Raw genomic sequence first — 24,807 nt, forward strand, 5'->3', positions numbered from 1 at the left:
TCATGGCGACCCATGACGATGACGACGAGGTCGAGAACTCCAAAGCGCCGCTGCTCGAGCATCTGATCGAGCTTCGCAACCGGCTCATCTATTCGGTCGTGGCGCTGCTGATCGCCTTCGGCGTCTGCTACATGTTCGCCGAGGACATCTTCGGCTTCCTGGTCGAGCCCCTCGCCAAGGTGCTCGGCCACGACAAGCGCCTGATCTACACCGGCCTGACCGAGGCGTTCTTCACCTATGTGAAGGTCTCGTTCTATGCTGCGCTGTTCATCTCGTTCCCGATCATCGCCTCCCAGCTCTACATGTTCGTGGCGCCGGGGCTCTACCGGAACGAGCGCAAGGCGTTCATGCCCTTCCTGATCGCCACGCCGTTCCTGTTCGTGCTCGGTGCGGCGCTCGCCTATTACTTCGTCTTTCCGCTCGCCTGGGGCTTCTTTGCCGGCTTCCAGACCACCGGTAGCGAAACCAATATGGCGATCGAGCTCGAGGCGAAGGTCGATCAGTATCTGTCGCTGGTGCTGGCGCTGATCTTCGCCTTCGGTCTGGCCTTCCAGCTGCCGGTGGCCTTGAGCCTGCTGGTGCGTGCCGGGCTGGTGAGCGCCGAAGCTCTGGCCAAGAAGCGCCGGTTTGCGATCGTCATCGTCTTCCTGGCTGCGGCGGTGATGACCCCGCCGGATCTGATCAGCCAGTGCTCTCTGGCCGTGCCGCTGCTGGTCCTCTATGAAATTTCGATCTTCATCGCGCGGCGGATCGAGAGGGCGCGGGCAGAGCGGGAGAAGGCCGAGGAGGCGGAACTCGCCGCGACGCTCGCCGACAAGGACGACAGCGGCGCTTGACCCGAAGGGATCGGGGCCGTTAGATGGGCGCGCTTCGGCCAGATGGCCGGCGCGCCCTTCGTCGTTTCCGGAACCATCGTTCATTCAGCGAGCGAACCAATGCACGACATACGCCTTCTGCGCGATGCGCCCGACGCCTTCGACGCCGCCCTTGCTCGTCGTGGCCTCGATGCGTCGTCGGGGCGTCTCGTGGCGCTCGATGAACGGCGCCGCGCCCTGATCCGCGAGCTGCAGGAATTGCAGACCCGGCGCAATGTCGCCTCGAAGGAAATCGGCCAGATCAAGCGCACCGGCGGCGATGCCGCGGCCCTGGTCGCCGAGGTTCAGGCGATCAAGGAACGGATGCCCGAGCTGGAGGCAGAAGAGGCGGCGCTTGGCCGCGAACTCGACGATGCGCTCTCCAGCCTGCCCAACCATCTGGATGCGGACGTGCCCGACGGGCCGGACGAGACCGCGAATGTCGAACTGCGCCGCTGGGGCACGCCCCGCGCCTTCGATTTCGCGCCGCGCGCCCATTATGAACTGGGCGAGATGATGGCTGCCGGCCCGGTTCTGAAGGCGATGGATTTCGAGCGGGCGGCCAGGCTTTCGGGCGCGCGCTTCGTGGTTCTGGCCGGCCAGATGGCACGGCTGGAGAGGGCGCTGGCGCAGTTCATGCTGGACCTGCACACAGGCACGCATGGCTTCATCGAGGTTCAGCCGCCGCTTCTGGTCGGCACCGACGCCCTCTACGGCACCGGCCAGCTGCCCAAATTTGCCGAGGACCTGTTCCGCACCACCGATGACCGCTGGCTGATCCCCACTTCCGAGGTGCCGCTGACCAATCTTGTGGCCGGCGAGATCCTGGACGAGGCGGCCCTGCCGCTGCGGCTGACCGCACTCACCCCCTGCTTCCGGTCGGAAGCAGGCTCCGCCGGTCGTGATACCCGCGGTATGCTCCGTCAGCATCAGTTCTCGAAGGTGGAGATGGTGTCCATCACCACCGCCGAAGCCTCGCGCGACGAGCAGGACTACATGACGGCCTGCGCCGAAAAGGTTCTCCAACTGCTGGAACTGCCCTATCGGGTGGTGGTGCTGTGTTCGGGCGATACCGGTTTTGCCGCAGCGCGCACCCACGACATCGAAGTCTGGGTGCCGGCGCAGAACACCTATCGCGAAATCTCCAGCGTCTCGAACACCCGCGATTTCCAGGCGCGGCGGATGAAGGCCCGCTGCCGCAAGGCCGGCGAGCGCGATACCCGCTTCGTTCACACGCTCAACGGCTCGGGTGTTGCTGTCGGTCGCGCATTGATTGCGCTGGTCGAGAACCATCAGCAGGCGGATGGCAGCATCCGCATCCCGGAGGCGCTGCGCCCCTATCTGGGCGGCGCCGAGGTCGTCGGTGCCTGATCCGTTCGCCTGTCCCCTGCAGACGATACGCATCACATCATACCGGAATACCGGAAACGAGTGCCGCCGCCCCCTCGGCGGCACTTCCCATGAAGGCCAAGAACGGGTATCCAAGCCCGACTTTCCCGATCCTGAAGGAGTTCGGCACGTGCGCATCCTGATCAGCAACGACGACGGCATCAACGCCCCCGGGATCGCAATCCTGGAGCAGATCGCGCGCGAGCTGTCCGACGACGTCTGGGTCGTCGCGCCTGAGACCGATCAGAGCGGCGTGTCGCATTCGCTGACCATCCATAACCCGCTGCGTGTGCGCAAGATCGCCGACAAGCGCTATGGCGTCAGCGGCACCCCCACCGATTGCGTGCTGATCGCCACCCGCCGGCTGATGCACGAGACCGCGCCGGATCTGGTGCTCTCGGGTGTCAATCGGGGCGCCAATCTGGGTGAGGATGTGCATTATTCCGGCACCATCGCTGCCGCCAAGGAAGCCACGCTGCTGGGCCTGCAGGCGATCGCGATGAGCCAGGTTTTCGTCGATCCGCAGGATGTGCCCTGGCGCACGGCTCGTGCTCATGGCCCCGCGCTGGTCGAGAAGCTGATCGCCACCAAATGGCCCAAGGGCGTGCTGGTCAACGTCAACTCCCCGCCGGTCGAGCCCGAGGCGGTGACCGGGGTCAAGGTGGTCTCCCAGGGGCAGCGCGTTCTGGGGGAGATGATCGTCGAAGGCCGCGACCCGCGTGGCGTGCCCTATTACTGGATCGGCGGACTGCGCCGCGACGGTCACGAGACCGAAGGCACCGATCTGTCGGTGATCCGCAAGGGCGCCATCTCGGTCACGCCGCTGCATATCGACCTGACCGCCCGCGACTATATGGGCGCGCTCGAGGACGTGCTGGGGGCCTGACGATGGAGACGCTCGCCGAAGCGAAGATCAAGCTGTTGATGCAGCTGCGTTCGGCGGGCATCACCGACACGCGGGTGCTGAAGGCCATCGAAACGGTGCCGCGCGAGATCTTCGTGCCGACACCTCTGGTGCCCAAGGCCTATGCCAATCGCGCCCTGCCCATCGGGCAGGGCCAGACCATCAGCCAGCCCGAGGTGGTGGCGCTGATGACCCAGGCCCTGGAGCTGGGCGACCGGCACAAGGTGCTGGAGATCGGCACGGGATCCGGCTACCAGACCGCGATTCTGTCGCGGCTGGCCCGCCGGGTCTATACGGTCGAGCGTCATCGCAGCCTGGCGCGGGAGGCACAGACCCGCTTCGGCGAGCTGGCGATGCATAATGTCGTCAACCGGATCGGCGACGGCATGCGGGGCTGGCCGGAACAGGCGCCCTTCGACCGGATCATCGTCACCGCCGCCTCGGACGAAGTGCCCGAAGACCTGCTCGATCAGCTGGCGATCGGCGGGCTGATGGTGATGCCGGTCGGCGGCCATGGCCGCGAACAGCGCCTGATGAAGCTGATCCGCAACGAAGATGGCGTCGACGACGTCGAGATTGCCCGCGTCCGTTTCGTGCCGCTGATGCCCGGCGTGCCGCGCGAAGATGATCCGGGCTCGCCGGCGGGTTGACACGCGCTGGCGGCTTGTGCCGGATCACGCTTCCGTTGCCGCAGTGCGACATGCGGCTTAGACTGGGCGCGCCATGAACGGGGCCGCCATGATCAGACCCAGCCTGTCCTTTCGCCATGCCGCCGCAGCGGCGCTCGTGCTTCTTGTTGCCGCCTGTGCCGGGCGCGACGAGCCGGCGCCGGTCGATTTTCGCGGTGCCCAGCCTGCGGGGATCGCGCTCCCCGCTGGGGCGAGCGAGATCGTCGTGGAGCGGGGCGATACGCTGTATGCCATTGCCCGGCGCAACAATGTGCCGTTGCGGGCGCTGATCGAAGCGAACCATCTGCAACCGCCCTATACCATCTATCCCGGCAACCGGCTGGTGCTGCCGGCGAACCGCATCCATACCGTGCGCCAGAACGAGACGCTCTACGGCATTTCGCGGGCCTATGGTGTGGAGATGACGGCGCTCGCCCAGGCCAACGGATTGCAGCCGCCCTATCCCGTGGTGCCGGGCCAGCGCCTGGTCGTGCCTGAAGGGCAGGGGCCGGGGACCCGGGCAGCGGCGGCGGCCGTGGCCGCAGCGGGGCCGGAAGGCCGGCCGCCTTCGACCCGGATCGAGGGGGCAGAGACGATTTCGGTGTCGCCCGCGGTCGGCGGCACGGCCGTCGCATCCGCGGGAACCGCTGCCACCGGAGGCACCGGCATCTCGGCCGCTCCTCTGCCGCCGCCCGGAACCGAGACCACGTCCGCGGCATCGACGACGGTTGCGCCCGTCACGACGGCACCGGCTTCGGCCGGCGAGCCCGCGACCGGTGGCGCGCCGGTGACGCTTGCTCCGCGCGCGGAAGACGCCGCCCCGCCAGCCGCGGCACCTCCTGCAGCACCGGCTGCCGTAGCCGTGCCGCAGCCTGCCCCGGCCCCGGTGGAGCCGCCCAAGGCGGAACCGGCACCTGCGGCCGCACCCACACCTGCACCGGCCCAGCCGGCAGCTGAACCGGCGCCTGCGCCGGTGAAGGCCAAGCCCGTGGAAACCGGCGATCTGGGGCCGGCGCCGAAACGTTTCGTCTGGCCGGTCAACGGCCGGGTCGTTTCGGGCTATGGCGACAAGGCCGGGGGTCTGCACAATGACGGGGTGAACATCCAGGCGCCGCGCGGCACGCCGATCCGCGCGGCCGCCGACGGCGTGGTGGTCTATGCCGGCAGCGACCTGAAGGGCTTCGGCAACATGCTGCTGATCCGCCATGGCGGCAACTGGCTGACCGCCTACGCCCATGCCCAGGCGGTGCTGGTGGATCGCGGCCAGCGGGTGAAGCAGGGCGAGGTGATCGCCCGGGTCGGCTCCAGCGGCAATGTCGATCAGCCGCAGCTGCATTTCGAGCTGCGCCGGGGCCGCGAAGCCGTTGATCCCGAACGTTATCTGCCCCGGCGATGAGCCGGGGCAGGCTGGGGTGTCGATGATGGGGCCGGCTGTCAGCGATAGCGGCTGAAGATCACCGAGGCGTTGACGCCACCGAAGCCGAAGCCGTTCGACAGCACATGATCGACGGAGCGGTGCCGGGCCTCGGGCCCGATCAGGTCCAGCCCGGCCGCCGCAGGGTCGGGATCGGTGAGGTTCAGCGTCGGCGGCAGTATGCTGTCGCGCAGCGCCAGCACCGAGAACATCGCCTCGATCGCGCCGGCGGCACCGAGCAGATGGCCGGTGGCGGATTTGGTCGAAGAGATCGACACGCCCGCGCCCTCGCCGAACACCGCGCGGATCGCCGCCAGCTCGCCGGCATCGCCGACCGGTGTCGAGGTCGCATGCGCGTTCAGATAGCCGATCTCTTTCGGATCGAGACGGGCAGAGGCGAGTGCCGCCCGCATCGCCCGCTGGGCGCCTTCACCGTCTTCCGGGGCCGCGGTCATGTGATGAGCATCGGCGCTGGTGCCATAACCGGTGAGTTCGGCGATCGGAACCGCGCCACGCGCCAGGGCATGATCCAGTGCCTCGATGACCAGCATGGCAGCACCTTCACCCATCACGAAACCGTCGCGCGCCGCATCGAAGGGCCGGGAGGCTTCGGCCGGGCGGTCGTTGAAGCCGGTCGAGAGGGCGCGCGCTGCCGCAAAGCCACCAAGGCTGACCCGGTCGATGCTACCTTCGGCGCCGCCGGCCAGGGCAATATCGGCTTCGCCGGACTGGATCAGTCGGGCGGCATCGCCGATCGCCTGGACACTGGCGGCGCAGGCGGTCACCGGCGCGCCGAGGGGGCCACGCAGCCCGAAGCGGATCGAAACCTGACCGGCCGCCATGTTGGGCAGGAAGGACGGAACGGTGAAGGGAGAAAGCCGCCGCGGGCCCTTGCCGTCGGTGGTGCGCACGGCCTCTGCCATGGCGGGCAGGCCGCCGACACCGGTGCCGATGATGGTGGCGGTGCGATCGCGTTCCGCCTGTGACGCCTCCAGCCAGCCGGCCTGGTCCAGTGCCTCTTCGGCTGCGGCCAGGGCGAGCAGGATGAAGCGGTCCATCTTCTTGTGGTCTTTGGGCGGCACCGTGCGGGCGGGATCGAAACCGCCCTCGGCATCCTCGGCTGCATCCGGCACCACGCCGGCGATCTTCGCCGGCAGATCCTGGACCATGGTCTCGGGCAGGGCGCGAATGCCCGAGCGCCCCTCGATCAGGCGCCGCCAGACCGTGGGCGCGCCCTGACCGAGCGGCGAGACCACGCCGATACCGGTGACGACGATGCGTCTCATGGGGGTGTCCTTCATCTTGACCCTGAGGACAGCAGCGTCCTGAGGTCGTTGAGGGCTGCGGCGATCCCGTCGGTCATCGGCGCGGGATCGCCGGCGAGAAAGGCGAGAACGGCGTTGCCGGCCCAGCGTGCGGTGAAATCGCGGGCAGCGATGTCCGCCCTGTCTGCGTCGATACCGCCCGCCGTCAGTTCGGCGGCCACGCTGGTGCGCAACAGGGTTGCTGCCCGGATGCATGTCTCGCGGGCGGCGCGCTCCGCCTCGCCGCCATTGGCCAGGTCGCGGGCCAGCCGCTGGATCGGGCAGCCATGGCGGGCGGCGAGGGGGGCACCGGCGGCCAGCCCGGTTGCGATGATCGTCAGCCGCTCTTCCGGAGACCGGCCCTCGGCCGCCCGGGCCAGAATCTCCTCCGCCCGGTTTAGTTGCGCATCGGCCGCCACCGTCGCAAGGGCTGCCTTGGTCGGGAAATGATAGAACACGGCACCGGCCGGCACGCCGGCCCGGGCGGCGATGTCCCGCAGGCTGACGGCATCATATCCCCGTTCATGGAAGAGATCAGCCGCCGCTCGCGCCAGGCGCTCACGGCGGTCTCGGGCAGGGAGGCGCACGCCGGTGGTTCATCCAGTTTTAGTTAGTCAACTGACTTAACAGGACCATCAAAAACGGGCCGCGTCAAGCGCGGCCCTTCGGGTGGTTCAGCCCTTGCGGGTTCCCAGTTGGCGGCCCAGCCGGCCGGCCAGATCCTGGATATACTGCCAGGCCACACGGCCCGACCGGCCGCCGCGGGTCTGGGCCCAGGCGAGGGCCTCCCGCTCTACATCGACATCCCTGGCGCCCAGGCCATAGGCGGCGACATAGCCGTGCACCATCGCCAGATAGGTCTTCTGATCGCAGGCATGGAAGCCGAGCCAGAGGCCGAAACGGTCGGAGAGCGAGACCTTTTCTTCGATCGCTTCCGACGGGTTGATCGCCGTCGAGCGCTCGTTGTCGATCATGTCGCGCGGCATCAGATGGCGGCGGTTGGAGGTGGCGTAGAACAGCACCTCGTCGGGCCGGCCTTCGATGCCGCCGTCGAGCACGGCCTTCAGCGACTTGTAATCGGTATCGTCGTGATCGAAAGAGAGATCGTCGCAGAACAGCAGCGCGCGGGTATCACCCCCGCGCAGAACCGCCAGCAGATCGGGCAGCTGCGAAATGTCTTCGCGGTGGATTTCGATCAGCTTGATCGGCCGGTGGCCGGCCGGCGTCTCGGACACGATCTTAGCGTGCACCGCCTTGACCAGCGAACTTTTGCCCATGCCGCGCGCACCCCAGAGCAGGGCATTGTTGGCCGGCAGGCCGGCGGCGAAACGCCGGGTGTTCTCGAGCAGCTGATCGCGGGCGAGGTTCACGCCTTCCAGCAGGCCGATATCGACCCGCGAGACGCGGGGGACCGGCTGCAGGCTGCGATTGGTCGAGACCCAGACGAAGGCGTCGGCGGCATCGAGATCGATCGTGGCGGCCGGCGGCGGCGCCATGCGCTCCAGTGCCGAGGCGATGCGGTCGAGCACCGACAGAAAGTCGGGGGAAGCAGAGGCGGTATCGGTCATCGGGGCAGGATCCTGCAGGCGGATGTCGGACAGAGGGCAGTGACGCGGTGTTATATCGCGTTGATGATGCGGGCCCAAGCGGCGGGCCACGATGGGGACCCCCACACCGCAGTACCGGCCCGGTCCCCTGACCGCCGGGTTCGCTTTGCAAAGCTGCGGGGCACCGCTATAGTCCGCTCACGACTGCGCCGGAGCCGGTTTGCGGCTGCGGCCTCCTCTTGCCAACGCAATATACACCCACGGGGACGTATCGATGTTCATCTCTCCGGCCTATGCGCAGGCCGCCGGTGCCGACGGCGGTGCCGGCATGCTCATGCAGCTGCTGCCGCTGCTCCTGATCTTCGTCGTCTTCTATTTCCTGCTGATCCGGCCGCAGCAGAAGAAGGCCAAGCAGCACCGCGAGATGATCTCGGCGCTGCGTCGCGGCGACCGTGTGGTGACCGCGGGCGGCATCGTCGGCACGATCGCCAAGGTCGATGACGACACCTACGCCACCCTCGAGATCGCGCCCGACGTGCGCGTGAAGGTGATGCGCCACACCATCACCGACAAGATCGCGGCGACCGAGCCGGCCCGCTCGGCCCGCAAGGGCAAGGAGGCCGACGAGGCCGCCGACGCCGACGCCGACGCCGAGAAGAGCGGGAAGTGACGACCAGGCCGCCGCCGGAGGTATCCGGCGGCGGCCTTCCCGATAAGACGTCTCCCCGAGGTCCGCTTCCCGGCCGCCTCTCTGCCTTCCGCCCAGACGACGGTATCCATGCTGCAATTCGCCAAGTGGAAGACGGCGCTGATCATCGGCATCTGCCTGATCGGCGTTCTCTTCACCGCTCCGAACCTGATCGGCCGGCAGACGCTCGACGCGCTGCCCGACTGGTTGCCCAAACAGCGCCTCAGCCTGGGGCTGGATCTGCGTGGCGGCTCGCACCTGCTGCTCGAAGTCGAGATGGGGGCGGTGCCGCGCGAGCGCCTGGCCTCGGTTGCCGATGATGTGCGCTCGAAGCTGCGCGAGGACGGAACCGGTTATGCCGCGATCGGCGTCGACGGTGACGCCATCGTGGTCCGGGCGCGTGATGCCGCCGATGCCGGCAAGATCGCGGATGCGATGCGCGGCCTGAATGCCGGCCTCGACGTGTCGACCGATGGCGGCGTGATCCGCGCCACCTTCACCGAGGCCGAGATCGCCCATCGCCGCGACCAGACGCTCGCGCAGTCGATCGAGGTCGTGCGCCGGCGCGTCGATGAACTCGGCACCCGCGAAAGCTCGATTCAGCGCCAGGGCGACGACCGGATCATCGTTCAGCTGCCGGGCGTCGAGAATCCGGGCGAGATCAAGGCCCTGCTCGGTACCACCGCCAAGATGAGCTTCCGCCTGCTCGACCCCACGGTCAGCGCGGCCGAGGTGCTCTCGGGCGGGCGGCTGCCGCCGGGTTCGGAACTGCTGGACGGTACCGGCCCGGGTGGCCAGCCGACCAAATATGTGGTCCAGCGCCGGGTTCTGGTGTCGGGCGAACGCCTGACCGACAGCCAGCCCAGCTTCCAGAACAACGAGCCGGTGGTGAGCTTCCGCTTCGACAGCGTCGGTGCCCGCCGGTTCGGCGAGGCCACCCAGCAGAATGTCGGCCGCAACCTCGCCATCGTCCTCGACGACAAGGTGATCAGCGCGCCGGTGATCCGCGAGCCCATTCTGGGCGGTTCGGGCGTCATCTCCGGCACCTTCACGGTTCAGGAAGCCAACAATCTGGCCGTCCTGCTGCGTGCCGGTGCTCTGCCCGCACCGCTGACCGTGATCGAAGAGCGCACGGTGGGGCCCGACCTGGGTGCCGACGCCATTGCCCGCGGCGAATTCGCGAGCGTGCTGGCCTTCGTTCTGGTCATCGCCTTCATGGCGCTCTACTACCGTCGTCTCGGCCTTTACGCCGATGTCGCACTGCTCGCCAATCTGGTGCTGCTGCTGGGCGCCCTGTCGGCCCTGCAGGCGACGCTAACCCTGCCGGGCATTGCCGGCATCGTGCTGACGATGGGCATGGCGGTCGACGCCAATGTGCTGATCTATGAGCGGATCCGCGAGGAACGCGCTGCCGGACGATCGGTGATCGCCGCGGTGGAGGCGGGCTTCAAGGGTGCGATGACCACCATCATCGACAGCAACCTCACCACGCTGATTGCCGCGGCACTGCTGTTCCAGTTCGGCTCGGGGCCCGTCAAGGGTTTCGCGGTCACGCTGTCGATCGGCATTCTGACCACGCTGTTCAGCGCCGTGTTCGTGACCCGTCTGCTTGTGGCCAGCTGGCTGCATCGGGCGCGTCCGAAGACCCTTGCCCTCTGACCGCGCCGGGATCGATCACATGTTCAAGTTCTCGCTCCACCCCGGCAAGACCAATATCGACTTCCTGCGTTACCGGATCGCGGCCCTGGTCTTCACCGCCCTTCTGACGGTCGCCACCATCGGTCTGGTGGTCGGCAAAGGGCTGAATTTCGGCATCGACTTCACCGGCGGCGTGCTGGTCGAGGTCGAGACCTCCGGCCCTGCCGATCTGGGGGCGATGCGCGAAGCGCTGGGCGACGGCAGCTTCGGCGATGTGTCGCTGCAGAATTTCGGGGCCGACAACGCCGTGCTGATCCGCCTCGGCCAGGATGCCGGCGAAGGCGACGCCCAGGGGCGGATGGTCGAGGCGCTGCGCCAGACCCTGTCCGAGAAGGTCGACCCGAATATCCAGATCCAGCGTGCTGAATTCGTCGGCCCGAAAGTGGGTCAGGAACTGATCGAAGGGGCGGTGATCGCCTTCGTGGTCGCGATTGCGGCCATGATGATCTATGTCTGGTTCCGCTTCGAATGGCAGTTCGGCGTGGGCGCCGTCGCGGCCCTGTTCCACGACGTGATCATGACCATCGGCATGTATGCGGTGACCGGTTATGAGTTCAATCTCACCAGTGTTGCGGCGGTGCTGACGATCATCGGCTATTCGCTGAACGACACGGTGGTCATCTTCGACCGGGTGCGCGAAAATCTGCGCAAGTACCGCGACATGACGATCCTGGAGCTACTGAACCGGGCGCTCAACGACACGCTGTCGCGGACGATCATGACCGGGTTCACCACGCTGATCGCACTGTTCGCGCTCTATTTCGTGGCCGGCTCCGCGCTTGCGGGCTTCACCTTCGCGATGATCGCGGGCGTGTTCATCGGCACCTATTCCACGATCTTCATCGCGGTGCCGATCCTGGTCTATCTGAACCTGCAGAAGCGCCAGCGGGGCCGTGTGGGCACCGATGGCAACGGTGACGGGGAGGCGGAGGCCGAGGTGAAGGCCTGACGCCGCCACCGTCCAGCCCATTTCCCCTCAGACCGGAGTATTCCACCGATGATGGACCTGACCCCCAAGCTCGCCGACGGCGCCAAGGTGGTGCAGGGCTATGCGGAAGGCCGTTTCCGTATCGGCGGCGAGATTTTTCCACATTCGGTGCTGGTGATGCCGGGTGTGGTCGAGGCCTGGCAGGTGGCGGATCTCGCCACCGCCTCGGTCGACAGCCTGGAGCCGGTATTGGCCGCCGGCCGCGCCGGGCTGGTCGAAGTGCTGATCATCGGCTGTGGCCCGCGTACCCAGCTGGTGCCGCGGCCGCTGCGCGAGGCGCTGAAGGCCGCCGGCATCGGTGTCGAAGGCATGGACACCGGCGCCGCCGCCCGCACCTACAACGTCATGACCATGGAAGACCGCAAGGCGGCGCCCGCCCTGATCGTTCTCTGACCACAGAACGGCGCCAAACGAAAACCCCCGCCCGGAGCTGCCGGGCGGGGGTTTTCATATGCAGGACAACCTGCGCCGGCCGGATCAGGCCTTGGCGAGGTTCTCGGCTGCGAAGTCCCAGTTCACCAGATTGTCCAGGAAGGACTGGACGAAATCCGGGCGACGGTTCTGATAGTCGAGGTAGTAGGCATGCTCCCAGACGTCGATGGTGAGCAGCGGCGTGGCGCCGGTGCCGACCGGGGTCTCGGCATTGCCGGTCTTCACGACCTCGAGCTTGCCGTCCTTCACCACCAGCCAGGCCCAGCCCGAGCCGAACTGGGTGGTGGCGGCGTTCTTGAACGCCTCCTTGAACTTGTCGAGGCCACCGAAATCGGCATCGATGCGCTTGGCAAGGTCGCCCGAGGGGGCGCCGCCGCCATTCGGCTTCATCGAATTCCAGAAGAAGGTGTGGTTCCACCCCTGCGCGGCGTTGTTGAACACGCCGGCCTTCGCCGCATCGCCGCGGCTCTTGACGATGATGTCCTCGAGGCTGGCGTCGGCGAGATCGGTGCCCTCGACCAGCTTGTTGAGGTTCACGACATAAGTGTTGTGGTGCTTGCCGTGATGGAACTCGAAGGTCTGGGCCGAGATGTGCGGCTCCAGAGCGGTCTTGTCGTAGGGCAGGGCGGGAAGTTCGAACGCCATGACGATCCTCGTCCTCAATTGTCATTATGCCCAGGCGGCGGACCCCTCTTGTCGTGGGCTGCCGCCGGATGACAGGCCCCGCTGGCCACATGCCGCAGACCGGCATGCCGTCGGGAGGAGCCCGATGGGGTGATACCGCGAAATGCCGCCCCCTGCCAACCGTCGCTGTGCCAACCATCGGTGGGCCGGGCCACCCTCGGACCGGAATGGACCCAGGCGGGGCCTTTGCGGCAAAACCCCTTCAACAGCCACCCGGTTCCGCCTGCTGGCGGGCCCGGGTCACCGTTCCGCCCGAATATGGGGCGAGTCGCGGCCCGGGCCAAGGGCTGCCTTCGACATGTCACGGGTTGTTATGTGCCGATGGTGCGCCGGATCAGCGACGGCGAAGCACGGCCGCTGCCGCCCGCCGCCCCGAGACCACCGCGCCTTCGATCGTGGCCGGCAGGCCGGTGGCGGTCCAGTCGCCGGCAAGCACAACATCCGGCCGGGGGCGGGTGCGATCGACAGGGCCCGGACGCAGGGCCTCGCCGCCCGGATCGTGGCGCATGGTCGCCCGCTTCTCTTTCACAACCCGGACCGGCGGCATCGCGGCCGGGAGCCCGGCCATGGCGAGGCAGGTCCGGATTTCCGCCCAGCCGGTTGCCGCCAGCGCCTCTGCCGGCCGGTCCATCAGCGCATCGGCGGCGCTGGTGGTGATGGACAGGATACCGTCCCGATGAAAGATCCAGTCGGCCATCCCGCCGGTCACCATCAGCGCCTCTGGCATGCCGGGGGGCAGCTGATCCGGGGCGTAGTGGATGTTCAGGATGGCGGAGCTGGTGCGGGGTACCGTGATGTTGGGCAGCAGGCGGTGGGCGGCCGCCGGCGGCAAGGCGAGCACGATCATCCGGTCGGGATCGGGCGGCGGCAGCCGGTCGAGCGGCGTGGTCGGATACAGACAGACGCCCAGTGCCCGCAACCGCGCGACTGCCGGGGCGATCAAGGCGGCGTCCAGCCCGCCTTCGGCCAGGTGCAGCCGGAAGCCGCGGGGGCCGGCGAGCGCAAGCCGGCGAAGCATGCGGGCGACCAGCCGGGCATCGGCCGCCGCGGGATCGATGTTGAGCGCGGCGCGGACCAGCGGAGCCAGCACCGCCTGACCCAGCTTGCGCGAGAGCAGGCCGGGGCGGGCCGTCCCGAGTGGGCCGTTCACGCGGCCGTCGAGCAGAAGACCGGCAAGGGCCAGCAGATCGCCCGCACCGAGCCCCAGGCTGCGCATCAGCTGCACCGGACTGCCGAGCCGGATCTCGTGCCGGCTGGTGATCTCGCCGCCGGGGCCATCAAGGGCGACCGCGGGATAGATGGCCGGCAGCTCGCGAAACCGCCCGCCGACCCTGCGCACGAAATCGAGCGCGGCCGGATTGGCGCCGAGCAGGACATGGGTGCCGTTGTCCAACCGATGGCCGGTGACCGGGTCGTCGAAGGACCGGCAGCGGCCGCCGGCCTGGGGCGCCGTCTCCAGCAACTCGACCGTCAGCCCGGCTTCGGCCAGATCGAGTGCCGCGGCGAGGCCGGCAATGCCGGCGCCGGCAACCAGCACGCGGGTCGGGCGCGGGGGACGAGCGGGCAAGGCGGTCAGCCGCCGATCCGGGCGAGCACGGCGTGGCGCAGGGCTGCGCGGACTGCCCGCCGTTTCAGCTGCCGGCGCAGATCCGGGGGCAGGGCTGTGAAGCGCCGCGCCTCCAGCACCGCCAGCAGGCCGCGATAGGCATCGGCCATGGCCATGGCCGGGCGCAGACGGCGGCGCAGATGCGGATCATCGGGCAGGGCGGCATCTGCGGCAGCAAAGGCATCGCGGGCAGCACGGCCAAGGGCGCGTGCGGCCGGCAGGCGTGCTGGTCCTTCGGCGATGACCACGGGTGCCGCGCGCGGATCGGCACCGGCGGCCATCAGGGACTCTGCCGGCAGGTAGATCCGCCCGTGGATCGCATCCTCGTCGATGTCGCGCAGAATATTGGTCAGCTGGAGCGCCCGGCCCAGATGACGGGCATAGGCCCGGCCTGCAGCCCGGGGAACACCGAAGGCCACCAGGGCGGCCTCGCCGACGGCGCCGGCCACGCGATCGGCGTAGCGCAACAGATCCGCCCAGGCAGGGGCACCGCCGGGATGATCGCTGCAATCGCTCAGGCAGCCGGCGACGATCTGTCGAAGGGCGTCGACCGGCAGATGATGGTGGCGGACGGCATCGTTGAGCAGCGCCGCATCGGGCCCGGTCGGTGCATGGTCGGCACCGAGGGCCAGCAGATCCGCATCGATCGCGTCCAGGAGCTGCCGCCGCCGGGCGGCGGGTGCATGGCCGTCGGCAATGTCGTCGACCAGCCGGCTGACGGCATAGAGGGCCTGCATGGCCGGTCGGCCATCCGACGGCATCAGGCGGATGGCCATGCCGAAGCTGCTGCCGGCGGTCTGGCTTTCGGGCGCCGGCACTCGCAGGGCCGCGAGGCCGGCATCGGCAAGGGCACCTGCCCAGTCCCGACGGCGCGGTCGGATGCGCCGGGCCAGGGGGTCGGCACCGGTGAAGCGGCGACGATGGCGGCGGGCTATGCCGAGCGTGAGGGCAGCCTGAATGCGCAGCCGGCGCACCGGTGTGGCGAGCAGCGGCCGCGCCCGGTCGAGCAGCTCGTCCACCGCTTCGAGCATCCGCCCGATCGCGGCGAGCAGGCGCGGCGGTGCCGCAGGCGCACCCAGCACCGCGGCGCCGAGCCCGGCATCGGCCAGCCAGCTGCCCGGCAGCCAGACCCTACCGGCGGTGCGATAATCGGCCCCCAGATCGCGAATGTGGTTCAGCAATTGAAGGGCGACGGCCAGATCGTCGCCGGCCTGGCGACGGGCGGGATCCTGGTCGCCGGACACCGCCATCAACACGCGGGCGACCGGCGCGGCCGACAGCCGGCAATGGCCGTCGAGTGCCGCCCAGTCTGCCGGAACGAACCCGTCGACATCGCGGCGCGAGGCTTCTGCCAGATCGCGCAGCGGGGTGATGTCGATGCCAGCCTGTGCGAAGGCGGCGGCCGCCTCGGCCGCAAGCCGCCGCAGTTCGTCGCCGGCCGGCGTCGCCGTCAGCTGCGGCTGCCCGTCCCCTTCCAGACCATCCATGAAGGCGGCAATGGCGACGTGGCGGTCGGCCTTCGGCAGGTTGCGGTCGTCGGCGATGTCGTCGAGCCGCCGTGCTGCCCGGTAGAAGGCCTGAACCGCCGCCCGGCCCGGCCCGGGAGGGGCGGCCATGCCCAGCACGGGGAAATCCTCGCGCCCTGCGGCCAGCGCGCGCACCGGCAGGGTTACCCGGTCAGGGGCGGCGGACGCCACGGTCAGACGGGTAGCGACGGCGGATGGGCGTGGATCGGCATCAGCCGTCATCGGCGGCGGGTCTCCGGCAGGGAAGGGATCCGGGATGAGGAAGGTCGCGCGCCTTCAGAATAGCATCACGCGGTTTGCGGTGGAGCCCCCGAAGCCTATATGGTCGGCCAAAACCCGCCGGAGCATGCTTCGGCCCCCACGCCCGGCCCGGAGAGACGGATGACCACGGTTTCCGATACCGAACGCGCAGCGGCATTGACGGCGAGTGCGGAAGAGCTGACCCGGCTGGATCCGGATCGCTTCGCCTGCCTGATGCTGGCCGATCCGGAGCGGCGTGCCGATCTGGTCGCCCTGCTCGGCTTTGCTTTCGAGACTGCGAAGACCGCCGAGGTGGTGAGCGAAACCATGATCGGCGCCATCCGCCTGCAATGGTGGCGCGAGGCCCTGGACGGAATCGAGGCCGGCACGCCGCGGCGCCATCAGGTGATCGACCTTCTGGCCCCGGCGATCGCGGCCCATGATCTGCCGCGGGACCGGCTGGAGCGGATGATCGATGCCCGCGAGGCGGATTTCGAACCGACACCCTTTGCCGATGCCGCCGCGGTCGAAGCCTATGCCCGCGACACGGCGGGACAGCTGGCGCGGCTGCAGGCCAGGGTGCTGGGGGTAACCGATGACGCACGGCTGGATGCGGCTGAGGCGATCGGCACCGGCTTTGGTCTGGCGGGTGTGCTCAGGGCCCTGCCGCACCAGGCGCGCCGCCGGCGGGTGCTGTTGCCCCGGGACCGGATGGCGGCGGCCGGGCTGGGAACCGGCCAGGTGATCGAGCCGCATCTGCGCGACCAGGCGGTGACGGCGGTGATTGCGACCATGGTCGCAGATCTCGCCGGGCGTGCCGGGGGGCTGATCGCCGATGCCCGCAAGGCCGGCCGCCTGCCACGGCCTGTGGCGGGGCAGGCGGCGCTCGCCCGGGTGCATCTGGCACGGCTGGCACGGGCGGGTCATGATCCGTTCACGGCCCCGGCCGTGCTCAGCCCGGCACGCCGGGCTTTCACCCTGCTGCTTGCCCGGGGCTGAGACCGGCGGATCGGTCCTCAGGCGGCCGCGGGCCGGGCATCGGCCCAGGCTGCGATGTCTTCGAGCGCCCGGCGGGCCATCACCTGCTTGCGCTCATTCTTGCGGATCTTGCCGTCGAGCGGCGCAAACAGGCCGAAGTTCACGTTCATCGGCTGGAAGGTGTCGGGGTTCGCGGCGCCGGTGATATGGGCGAGCAAGGCACCCATGGCAGTGGTGGCGGGCGGCGGCACGATCTCCTGGCCCAGCGCCTCGGCGGCGGCGAAGCGGCCGGCAAGCAGACCCATCGCCGCGCTTTCGACATAGCCTTCGACGCCGGTTACCTGGCCTGCAAACCGCAGATGCGGGGCCGCCTTCAGCCGCATCACCCCGTCCAGCACCCGCGGGCTGTTGATGAAGGTGTTGCGGTGGATGCCGCCCAGCCGGGCGAATTCGGCGTTCTGCAGGCCCGGGATCATCCGGAAGATCCGGCTCTGTTCGCCGTATTTCAGCTTGGTCTGGAAGCCGACCATGTTCCAGAGCGTGCCCGAGGCATTGTCCTGGCGCAGCTGGACCACGGCATGGGGTGAGCGGCCGGTGCGCGGGTCAGTGAGGCCGACCGGCTTCATCGGGCCGAAGCGCAGCGTTTCGGGGCCGCGTTCCGCCATCACTTCGATGGGCAGGCAGCCTTCGAAATAGGGCGTCGACTTCTCCCACTCCTTGAAGTCGGTCTTCTCGCCGCCGATGATCGCGGCAATGAAGGCTTCATAGGTCTCGCGGTCGAGCGGGCAGTTGACGTAATCGGCACCGGTGCCGCCCGGTCCCGGCTTGTCGTAGCGCGACTGCATCCAGGCGATGTCGAAATCGATGCTGTCGCGATGGACGATCGGCGCGATGGCGTCGAAGAAGGCGAGGCTGTCCTCGCCCGTCGCCGCCCGCACCGCCTCGGCAAGGGCGGGGGATGTCAGCGGGCCGGTGGCGACGATCGTCCGCCCCCAATCCGCCGGCGGCAGGCCGGTGACCTCTTCCCGACGGATCTCCAGCAGCGGATGGGCGCGCAGCCGCTCTTCGACCGCGGCCGAAAAGCCGTGGCGGTCGACGGCCAGCGCGCCGCCCGCCGGCACCTGATGGGCATCGGCCGCCGCCATGATCACGCTGTCGGCCCGTCGCATTTCGGCATGCAGCACGCCCACCGCATTCGAGGTGGCGTCGTCGGACCGGAAAGAATTCGAACAGACCAGTTCCGCCAGACCGTCGGTTGCGTGGGCCTCGGTCTTCCTGACCGGGCGCATCTCGTGCAGGATCACCGGCACGCCTGACTGCAGCAGCTGCCAGGCGGCCTCGGAACCGGCAAGACCGCCGCCCACGACATGGACGGGAGCGATGTGAACCGGGGCAGAGGTCTTCACGGGCACCAACCTTTCCTGTGGCCGACGGCGGAGACATGCCGTCGTCTCAGGACATATTACAGTCGGGCCCGACCCTCAAGCGGGAGCCGCAGCTTGCGGGCCTGCGGTCAGACCCGGCGCGGTGCGCGGCTGGCGGATTCGAGAGCGGCGGGTGCGGTGGCGGCGTGGAAGCCAGCAAGGCCAAGGGCCGCCACGATCACCGCCACGTCGTCGGGGCGGGCGGCATCGGAGGTGACGCCGTCGCGCCCGGTGAGGGCGAAGAGCGCGCCCCCAACCAGAAGGGCGGTCACCAGACCGGCGCGGCGCCGCGCCTCGGCCGGCGCGATCATCGGCTGGGTCAGCTCCCGACGCTGGGCACCGCGCGAGATCAGGTCGGCGATGGTGTCGGCAATCATCGCCATGTCGGCCGGTGCCGGTGCCTGGACCGGATGGGCGGCGTCGCCCCCGTTCGCAGGACGGGCGGCATCGGTGAGCAGACGGCGACCGATACGGGCGATGCCCTGGGCGGCGGCATCGGGTGCCAGCCCGGCAAGGCCCGGGGCACGGGGATCACTGGCGGCGAGTATCGCGGGCAATGTATGGACGGAGTCTCCGTGGCGTGTGGAGCCCGCATGTTGCGCGCATGAATCGTTCTTCGCCGCCGATGCTCCGAGCATGTGGCAAACCCCCCGGTCTGTCCCGATCATCACGTTCCGCTACCAGCCGGACGCGCAGTTCTGGTCGCGACGCGTTCCGTCCTGTGCCCACGCTATGACAGGATGCCGGTGACGGCAAGTCACCGGCGTTCCACAGTCAACATTTTTTGCGGAATCGGCCCATTCATGCCCGTTGGGGGGAGGTGACAGGCGCAAAATCGCGGGAAATCTCGCAAATCCGGCGAAATTTATGATGAAGGCCGATTTAATTGATCCGGCATCTATCCTTCATTCAGCTGAAATGATCTGGTCGCCGCCGCGTTTTGCGTCTTCCATGGCGAGATGCCGGCCCAGATAGTGTCCGGTATGGCTGGCGGGATTGTGGATCACATCCTCGGGCGTGCCCTCTGCCACGATGCGCCCCCCGCCGGACCCGCCCTCGGGGCCCATATCGATCAGCCAGTCCGCGGTCTTGATGACATCCAGATTGTGCTCGATGACCACCACGGTATTGCCCTGGTCGACCAGGGTGTGGAGGACTTCGAGCAGTTTGCGGACGTCGTCGAAGTGGAGACCGGTGGTCGGCTCGTCCAGGATGTAGAGTGTCCGTCCGGTCGCCCGCCGCGACAGCTCTTTGGCGAGCTTCACACGTTGAGCCTCCCCCCCCGACAGGGTGGTGGCGGATTGGCCGAGGCGGATATAGCCGAGACCGACCTCGGCGATGGTGCGAAGCTTCTCGCGGATCGACGGCATGGCCTGGAAGAAGTCCAGCCCTTCGTCGACGGTCATGTCGAGCACGTCGGCGATCGACTTGCCCTTGAACTGAACCTCGAGCGTCTCGCGGTTGTAGCGCTTGCCCTTGCAGGCGTCGCACTGGACATAGACGTCGGGCAGGAAGTGCATCTCGATCCGGATCACGCCATCGCCCTGGCAGGCCTCGCAGCGCCCGCCCTTGACGTTGAACGAGAAGCGGCCCGGCTTGTAGCCGCGCGCCTTTGCCTCGGGCAGGCCGGCGAACCAGTCGCGGATCTGGGTGAACAGACCGACATAGGTCGCCGGGTTCGACCGGGGGGTGCGGCCGATCGGCGACTGGTCGATGTTGATGATCTTGTCGATATGCTCCAGCCCGTCGATGCGGTCGTGCTGGCCCGGATGGGTGCGGGCGCCGTTCAGGCGGCGCGCGATCGCCTGATAGAGCGTTTCGATCACCAGCGTCGACTTGCCGCCGCCCGAAACGCCGGTGACGCAGGTGAAGGTGCCGAGGGGGAAGCTTGCGGTGACGTCGTGGAGGTTGTTGGAACGGGCGCCGACCAGGGTGATGCTCTCGCCCGTGCCCTTGCGCCGCTCCTCCGGTACCGGGATCAGCCTGGAACCGGTGAGATAGCGGCCGGTGAGCGACGCCGGATTGGCCATGATCTCGGCCGGGGTGCCTTCCGCCACCACCTTGCCGCCATGCTCGCCGGCGCCGGGGCCCATGTCGATGACATGGTCGGCGGCGCGGATCGCATCCTCGTCATGCTCCACCACGAGCACTGAATTGCCCAGATCGCGCAGATCCTTCAGCGCCGCCAGCAGCCGGTCGTTGTCGCGCTGATGCAGGCCGATCGAGGGTTCGTCGAGCACGTAGAGCACGCCGGTCAGGCGCGAGCCGATCTGCGAGGCCAGGCGGATACGCTGGCTTTCACCACCCGACAGCGAGCCGGAGCCGCGGGCGAGGGTGAGATAGTCCAGCCCCACTTCGGTGAGGAAGCGCAGCCGCTCGTTGATCTCCTTCAGGATCCGCTGGGCGATTTCCTGGCGCTTGGCATCCAGGCGGCCGTCGAGGGCGCCGAACCAGGATCGTGCCTCGCCGATCGACAGGGCGGAGACTTCGGCGATGTTCTTCATGTCGATCTTGACCGCGAGCGCCGTATCCTTCAGACGCTGGCCGCCGCAGGTTTCGCAGGGGCGGTTGCCCTGGAAGCGTGACAGCTCTTCGCGGATGAAGGCACTGTCGGTCTCGCGCCAGCGCCGCTCCAGATTGGGGATCACGCCTTCGAACGGCCGATCGACGGTGTAGTTGCGCGCACCGTCTTCATAGCGGATCTTGATGGCCTCTTCGCCGCTGCCGAACAGAATCGCCTGGCGGACCCGGTCGGGCAGTTTCTCCCAGGACTGGGTCAGCGTCACCTTGTAATGCGCGGCGATGCCGGCGAGCGTCTGGTTGTAGAACTGGGTGGTCGACTTGGCCCAGGGCGCGATCGCGCCGTCTCGCAGGCCCAGCGACGGGTCCGGCACCACCAGTTCGGGATCGAAATGGCTTTTCACCCCCAGCCCGTCGCAATCCGGGCAGGCACCATAGGGGTTGTTGAAGCTGAACAGCCGGGGTTCGATCTCGTCGATGGTGAAGCCGGAGACCGGGCAGGCGAAGCGGGCCGAGAAGGTCGTGCGATCGCCGGTATCGGCATTCTCGGCGATCATGATGCCGTCGGCGAGGTCGAGCGCGGTCTCGACGCTGTCGGCAAGCCGGTTGCCCAGCCCCTCGCGGATAACGATGCGATCGACCACCACCTCGATGTCGTGCTTGCGCTTTTTGTCGAGCGCGGGCGCGTCTTCGATCTCGTGGATCTCGCCGTCGATCTTCACCCGGGTGAAGCCGCGCTTCATCAGCTCTGCCAGTTCCTTGCGGTACTCGCCCTTGCGGCCGCGCACCACGGGGGCGAGCAGCAGCAGGCGGGTGCCGTCGCCCATCTCCATCATCCGGTCGACCATCTGGCTGACCGTCTGACTTTCGATCGGCAGGCCGGTGGCGGGAGAATAGGGAATGCCGACCCGCGCCCAGAGCAGGCGCATATAGTCGTAGATTTCGGTGACCGTGCCCACCGTCGAGCGCGGGTTGCGCGAGGTGGTCTTCTGCTCGATCGAAATGGCGGGTGACAGGCCGTCGATGCGCTCGACGTCCGGCTTCTGCATCAGCTCAAGGAACTGACGGGCATAGGCGGACAGGCTTTCGACATAGCGGCGCTGCCCTTCGGCATAGATGGTGTCGAAGGCCAGCGACGACTTGCCGGAGCCGCTGAGGCCGGTGATCACCACCAGCCGGTCGCGCGGAATATCGACGTCGACGTCCTTGAGATTATGTTCTCGCGCCCCGCGGACGCTGATCAGTCTGGTCGTGTCGCGCATCTGATCCCGCACCATGTGCCTCGCCGGCCGGATGTCGTTCCAGCGCCCCGCGCTGCAGGGCAGCACACGAACAAATAGTGCACGGATGCCTGATCGTCACGTGGCAAATCATGTCAGGAGGCCCGGTATATTCGCCGCGGCCATGGCGGCAGCCATGCGCTGACGGCATGGCTGCGCCGGGATGTGGCGTATCAGGGCCGCGGCTCAGGCCTCGCGGATATGGCGGATGAAGGCGCCGACGCGGGCGGTCAGCTGTTGGCCTTCCTCGACGAGCGCCGTCGAGGTGTCGAGCACCCGCCGCGCCATGACGCCAGTATCCTCGGCGCTCCGCGAGACACGGCCGATCTCGGTGCTGACCCGGTCCGCCCCGGCCGCCGCCTGGCCGATCGAGGCGGCGATCTCGCTGGTGGCGCTGCGCTGGCGGTCGACCGCGCCCGAGATGCCCTCCACCACCTGGCTGATCCGATCGATGGTCGCACCGACCGTGCTGATCGTGGTGGCGGCTTCGCTTGCGACCGTGCGGATCTGGGCGATCCGTGCATCGATATCGGCGGTGGCGCGGCTGGTCTGGGTGGCGAGGCTCTTCACTTCGGAGGCCACGACCGCGAAGCCTTTTCCGGCCTCGCCGGCACGGGCAGCCTCGATCGTCGCGTTGAGGGCGAGAAGATTGGTCTGTTCCGCGATGTCGCTGATCAGGCGGACGACTTCGCCGATCTGGTTGGCGGCCTCCACCAGCCCGGTCACGGTGTGGTTCGAGCGGCGGGCTTCACCCACCGCCTCGGTGGTGATGGTCGAACCTTCCGCCACCTGGCGGAGGATGTCGCTGATCGCGGCGCTCAGCTGTTCGGTAGACCCTGCCACGGTCTGGACGCTGCGGGCGGTTTCACCGGCCGAGCCGGCGACGCCGGAACTGGTCTCGCGGGCCTGATCGACACCGGCACTCATGGCGCGCGCGGTCTCGCGCATCTGTTCCGAAGATTGGCGCACGGCGGCGACCACTTCGCCGATAGAGCGCTCGAAATCGGCGGCGAGGCGGTCCATTGCGGCGGCTTTCTCGGCCTCCGCCTGAAGGCGCTGGGTCTCGTTGACCTCGCGCAGGCGCTCGGTTTCGGCCATGCCGTCGCGGAAGACCAGCAGCGCGCGCGCCATCTCGCCCAATTCGTCGCGCCGCTCGAGCCCGCCCAGATCGACCGTGGTGTGGCCGTCGGCCAGTTCGCGCATGGCGCCGATCGCACGGGCGAGCGGGCGGGCAAGCAGGGTGCGCAGGCCCAGGATCAGGGCGATCATGAGCGCCAGCATGGCCGCCGCGGTCAGAAGGGCGCTCTGCCGCAGGGCGGTCGCGGTTGCGGCCTCGACCTCCGCCAGCGACCATGCGGCCGCAACGGCACCGACCAGTTTCTGATCCTTGCCGGCGAAGACCGGGCGCACCAGCAGCGTGGCTGCCGATGTCTCTTCGTCATAGGCCTCGCCCCGATCAAGGGTCGCGGCGGCGCGGCCGTGAAGGGCGGCGAGATCGGCTGCCGTCAGGCGCGGATCATCCACGGCGACGATCTGGCTGCCGTCGAGCGAGAAGGCGGCGAAGGAGGCGAGGCGGTTGCCGTCGCGCTCCATCAGCGGGCCGACGATCGCCTGGATGCCGGCCGCCTTGGCGTATTGCACGCCGCCCGACACCTGGCCCGCAAGCATGTCGGTGAGCGTCCGGTCGGATCGGCGGAAGGCATCGGAGAGCGCGTCGGCCCGGTTGAAGGCTTCACGAAGGCCGACGGCGGTGAGAACCATGCCGACCATGATGACGGTCATGATCGTGATGCGCAGATGCAGTTTCACCGGGCGGCGGCGGAGCTTTGAGGACATGTTTCGGGCCTCCGTCTGGGCAAAGTGCGCCTGGGCAAGGGGCGTCTGGGCAAGGGGCATCCGGGCGGCCGCGATCCGGGGAGAGATCGCGGCCGTCGGCAGGCACAGGGGCTGGAACGATCAGGGCTTCGGAGGGGCGTCGGCCGTCAGAGATTGCCGAGTGCCTCGGCATCGAGGCCGAGGGTGAGGGCACCGATCGGCTTGCCGCTGTCGGGGTCGATCACCGGTTCGCTGAGCTGGATGATGTAAGTCTGGCTGCTGTCGTCGAAATCGACGTCAGAGACATGGCGGGCGCCCGGCCCCTTGAGGAAGGTCTCCTGCCATTTCGGCTCGTCGCCCTGCCAATAGTCCGAGGTGGTGTCGCTCATACCGACATTCAGGCCCCGGTTGTCCATGACGAAGGCCTCGGTGATCAGACCCTCCGAGCCTTCCTTGGCCTTGTGGAGAATGGCGGAGGCCGGATTAGCCGCGACGGCCGAGATGGTGGGCGTGCTGGCGGTGCCGACCTCTGCGCGCCAGGCCTTGTCCTGCGCCAGGATATCGGCCTCGGTCAGCCCGGCATTGGCCGTGTTCTGCGCCCGGATCGCGGCGATGATCCCGGGATCGGTCGCGAGCTGGTGCATCAGGCCGGCATCGACCTTCGCAAGCCCCGCCTCCAGTTCGGCCGGCGGCCCCTCGGCACGCACCGGCAGGGCAAGGCAGAGTGCTGCGAGGGCGATGCCGGCGGCGAGACCGGCCTTCATCATCAGCGGCAGAGGGGTACGCGCGGCGGTGGAGGCCGGCACGCGGCGATGGGAACGGGGAGGGATGACGGTACGGGGCATGGG

Annotated in this window: 21 protein-coding genes; 10 read left to right on the forward strand and 11 right to left on the reverse strand. The window is 68.4% G+C overall.

From position 1 onward, the window contains the following. Positions 1–2 precede the first annotated feature (2 nt). The 5 genes from tatC to CMO28_RS08230 all read left to right on the forward strand — a co-directional run bounded on the left by tatC (position 3) and on the right by CMO28_RS08230 (position 5,211). Positions 3–836 (forward strand): twin-arginine translocase subunit TatC, encoded by an 834-nt coding sequence (gene tatC / locus CMO28_RS08210; protein WP_062761328.1) that lies wholly within the window; start codon positions 3–5, stop codon positions 834–836. A gap of 99 nt (positions 837–935) precedes the next feature. Next, entirely contained in the window at positions 936–2,225 is a 1,290-nt protein-coding gene (serS, locus tag CMO28_RS08215; protein WP_296712265.1) for a serine--tRNA ligase, read from the forward strand. Between the two features lie 148 nt (positions 2,226–2,373). Further along, entirely contained in the window at positions 2,374–3,129 is a 756-nt protein-coding gene (surE, locus tag CMO28_RS08220; RefSeq protein WP_296712268.1) for a 5'/3'-nucleotidase SurE, read from the forward strand. Positions 3,130–3,131: 2 nt separating this feature from the next. Next, complete coding sequence (locus CMO28_RS08225; protein WP_296712271.1) at positions 3,132–3,797, forward strand: protein-L-isoaspartate(D-aspartate) O-methyltransferase; 666 nt, start codon at positions 3,132–3,134, stop codon at positions 3,795–3,797. Positions 3,798–3,885: 88 nt separating this feature from the next. Next, a complete protein-coding gene (locus tag CMO28_RS08230) occupies positions 3,886–5,211 on the forward strand; it encodes a peptidoglycan DD-metalloendopeptidase family protein (RefSeq protein WP_296712274.1) in 1,326 nt (441 codons plus the stop codon). Between the two features lie 38 nt (positions 5,212–5,249). Here the strand turns inward: CMO28_RS08230 and fabF are convergent, their stop codons facing one another. From fabF to CMO28_RS08245, 3 genes are all read right to left on the reverse strand, one after another. Further along, entirely contained in the window at positions 5,250–6,515 is a 1,266-nt protein-coding gene (gene fabF / locus CMO28_RS08235) for a beta-ketoacyl-ACP synthase II (RefSeq protein ID WP_296712279.1), read from the reverse strand. Positions 6,516–6,526: 11 nt separating this feature from the next. After that, positions 6,527–7,120 (reverse strand): TetR/AcrR family transcriptional regulator, encoded by a 594-nt coding sequence (locus tag CMO28_RS08240; protein ID WP_296712282.1) that lies wholly within the window; start codon positions 7,118–7,120, stop codon positions 6,527–6,529. Between the two features lie 87 nt (positions 7,121–7,207). After that, positions 7,208–8,101 carry an ATP-binding protein gene (locus CMO28_RS08245; RefSeq protein WP_296712284.1) on the reverse strand — a complete coding sequence of 298 codons (894 nt, stop codon included), beginning with the start codon at positions 8,099–8,101 and terminating at the stop codon, positions 7,208–7,210. A gap of 253 nt (positions 8,102–8,354) precedes the next feature. Here CMO28_RS08245 and yajC point away from each other — a divergent pair, with 253 nt between their 5' ends. The 4 genes from yajC to CMO28_RS08265 all read left to right on the forward strand — a co-directional run bounded on the left by yajC (position 8,355) and on the right by CMO28_RS08265 (position 11,847). Next, positions 8,355–8,750, forward strand: coding sequence for a preprotein translocase subunit YajC (yajC, locus tag CMO28_RS08250; RefSeq protein WP_296712285.1), 396 nt, complete (start codon positions 8,355–8,357; stop codon positions 8,748–8,750). A 108-nt stretch (positions 8,751–8,858) separates the two neighbouring features. After that, positions 8,859–10,427, forward strand: coding sequence for a protein translocase subunit SecD (gene secD, locus CMO28_RS08255; RefSeq protein ID WP_296712287.1), 1,569 nt, complete (start codon positions 8,859–8,861; stop codon positions 10,425–10,427). Between the two features lie 19 nt (positions 10,428–10,446). Beyond that, positions 10,447–11,415, forward strand: a complete 969-nt coding sequence (secF, locus tag CMO28_RS08260) for a protein translocase subunit SecF (protein ID WP_296712290.1) — start codon at positions 10,447–10,449, stop codon at positions 11,413–11,415. A gap of 48 nt (positions 11,416–11,463) precedes the next feature. After that, a complete protein-coding gene (locus CMO28_RS08265; RefSeq protein WP_296712292.1) occupies positions 11,464–11,847 on the forward strand; it encodes an Mth938-like domain-containing protein in 384 nt (127 codons plus the stop codon). 84 nt (positions 11,848–11,931) lie between these two features. Here the strand turns inward: CMO28_RS08265 and CMO28_RS08270 are convergent, their stop codons facing one another. The 3 genes from CMO28_RS08270 to CMO28_RS08280 all read right to left on the reverse strand — a co-directional run bounded on the left by CMO28_RS08270 (position 11,932) and on the right by CMO28_RS08280 (position 15,924). Further along, entirely contained in the window at positions 11,932–12,531 is a 600-nt protein-coding gene (locus CMO28_RS08270; protein ID WP_296712295.1) for a superoxide dismutase, read from the reverse strand. Between the two features lie 373 nt (positions 12,532–12,904). After that, positions 12,905–14,137, reverse strand: a complete 1,233-nt coding sequence (locus CMO28_RS08275; RefSeq protein ID WP_296712298.1) for a hydroxysqualene dehydroxylase — start codon at positions 14,135–14,137, stop codon at positions 12,905–12,907. Positions 14,138–14,142: 5 nt separating this feature from the next. Then, positions 14,143–15,924, reverse strand: a complete 1,782-nt coding sequence (locus CMO28_RS08280) for a squalene/phytoene synthase family protein (RefSeq protein WP_296712300.1) — start codon at positions 15,922–15,924, stop codon at positions 14,143–14,145. Positions 15,925–16,083: 159 nt separating this feature from the next. On the opposite strand from CMO28_RS08280, the gene CMO28_RS08285 reads away from it, so the two are divergent. Further along, on the forward strand, positions 16,084–16,941 hold the full coding sequence (locus CMO28_RS08285; RefSeq protein WP_296712301.1) for a phytoene/squalene synthase family protein: 858 nt from the start codon (positions 16,084–16,086) through the stop codon (positions 16,939–16,941). 17 nt (positions 16,942–16,958) lie between these two features. Here CMO28_RS08285 and trmFO read toward each other — a convergent pair whose 3' ends face one another. From trmFO to CMO28_RS08310, 5 genes are all read right to left on the reverse strand, one after another. Further along, positions 16,959–18,326, reverse strand: a complete 1,368-nt coding sequence (gene trmFO / locus CMO28_RS08290) for a methylenetetrahydrofolate--tRNA-(uracil(54)-C(5))-methyltransferase (FADH(2)-oxidizing) TrmFO (RefSeq protein WP_296712303.1) — start codon at positions 18,324–18,326, stop codon at positions 16,959–16,961. A gap of 107 nt (positions 18,327–18,433) precedes the next feature. Next, positions 18,434–18,901 (reverse strand): hypothetical protein, encoded by a 468-nt coding sequence (locus CMO28_RS08295; RefSeq protein WP_296712306.1) that lies wholly within the window; start codon positions 18,899–18,901, stop codon positions 18,434–18,436. Between the two features lie 348 nt (positions 18,902–19,249). Then, positions 19,250–22,126, reverse strand: coding sequence for an excinuclease ABC subunit UvrA (gene uvrA / locus CMO28_RS08300; RefSeq protein WP_231889261.1), 2,877 nt, complete (start codon positions 22,124–22,126; stop codon positions 19,250–19,252). Between the two features lie 204 nt (positions 22,127–22,330). Then, the gene (locus CMO28_RS08305) at positions 22,331–23,980 is read right to left on the reverse strand and encodes a methyl-accepting chemotaxis protein (RefSeq protein ID WP_296712311.1); all 1,650 of its coding nucleotides are present in this window, start codon (positions 23,978–23,980) and stop codon (positions 22,331–22,333) included. Between the two features lie 146 nt (positions 23,981–24,126). Then, positions 24,127–24,804, reverse strand: coding sequence for a cache domain-containing protein (locus CMO28_RS08310; protein ID WP_296712314.1), 678 nt, complete (start codon positions 24,802–24,804; stop codon positions 24,127–24,129). Positions 24,805–24,807: the final 3 nt, after the last annotated feature.

It is taken from the genome of Tistrella sp., assembly GCF_002684955.1.
GTDB classification, from domain to species: Bacteria; Pseudomonadota; Alphaproteobacteria; order Tistrellales; family Tistrellaceae; genus Tistrella; species Tistrella mobilis.